This is a genomic window from Pseudoalteromonas sp. APC 3355, assembly GCF_030407615.1.
In the GTDB taxonomy this organism is placed as follows: domain Bacteria; phylum Pseudomonadota; class Gammaproteobacteria; order Enterobacterales; family Alteromonadaceae; genus Pseudoalteromonas; species Pseudoalteromonas distincta.
Genome location: NZ_JASDDB010000007.1, coordinates 1 through 1,387 on the forward strand (window position 1 = coordinate 1; position 1,387 = coordinate 1,387).

Genomic DNA, 1,387 nt, shown 5'->3' on the forward strand with positions numbered 1-1,387 from the left:
CTCTCCCAACTGAGCTAATCACCCACATCTAAACAACATTGCATTGCTGCGTTGTTGTGGGGCGCTATTATAGATAGAGTTGGAAATGTGTCAACACTTGAATGATAAAAATGTGCTGAATGAAGGTTTTATAAACAATAGGATATGGTTGAAGTCTATTTTATCATCAAATTTGATATTGCAGTTCAATTAAGCACCTAAAAGTGAGTAGGGAATTGTATTTTATTAACCTTAAATTTAGTTTTACGATACTCATTGTTTTTTACTGGAGTCGTTTTTATGATTATGAGCAAGATGGATTAATATTAGGGCGAGTTATTTAGTGAATAGAGCGGTCCTGTAAAATGAATTTAATCTAAACTTCCCAAAACAAATGCTATTTCAGCATTCTAAACTTTATTTTTGTACTTACTTTATTTTTATAAGCCAACCTAGCCATCTCGTAAATACGTATTCCTCGCTACTAGCCTTCGGGTTATGACTAAATAGATCACATATAACTAGGGCGTGTTGACCTTTGTGGATTCAAATTTGTTCAATCCAGGACGATTAAATCGCGGCGCGAGGTTTGTAACCTAGTGGGCTCGGTAACTGCTCCTGCGTTACCCTAATGGCTTACATCCATGTAAGAATAAGTAAAAGCCGAGCAAAGCTTCCGCTTCACCCACCAAAGGTCAACGCGCCTTGAAGTTTTATACATAGAATTACGAAGCTACAATGCTTTTTTAAAAATGCTCTTCAAACAATAATCGAATTTTTTAGTACGAGTTACGCTGGTTATTAAGCAAGTAAAGGCTGCGGGTACTCTCAAACCCACATTTAAGTTTTGGTTATTATAAGCAATTGTAACTTTTAAAAGATTAAAGCGATTGGCGGGGCCTTAATTGGTAGTTTTTTAGATAAGTTTAATTTGCATATTAATGTATACCTTTGCTTTGATGCAATTTTGTTGCATTAAATAGGGGAGTAGGGTGTTGTTAAGTATTCGCTGCAATATAGTGATGTTATTATAAGCAGTAGGGCTAGAATCTTATTCAAATTGTATTTTTTAGCACGCTTGATAGCCAGTTTGTTGAAAATTAAACCATTTAAATAAAGCTAGGTAAAAAACTGTTGACTTTATTTTGGGTGGTGCATAGAATGCGCCCCGCACTAAGCGATACACGATGTGTTTATCACGACGGGTATTGATTAAGTTGGGGCCATAGCTCAGCTGGGAGAGCGCTTCGCTGGCAGTGAAGAGGTCTGCGGTTCGATCCCGCATGGCTCCACCAAAAATTAGTGTTTTGTCCTAGGGTAGCAGTTTTCTGTGTCCCCATCGTCTAGAGGCCTAGGACACCGCCCTTTCACGGCGGTAACAGGGGTTCGAATCCCCTTGGGGACGCCA

The 1,387-nt window shown here is 38.5% G+C and carries 2 tRNA genes; both read left to right on the forward strand.

The features are described 5' to 3' along the window. Positions 1 to 1,198: 1,198 nt before the first annotated feature. Positions 1,199 to 1,274: transfer RNA gene (locus tag QMA08_RS10995), tRNA-Ala, on the forward strand. A 37-nt stretch (positions 1,275 to 1,311) separates the two neighbouring features. After that, positions 1,312 to 1,387: transfer RNA gene (locus QMA08_RS11000), tRNA-Glu, on the forward strand.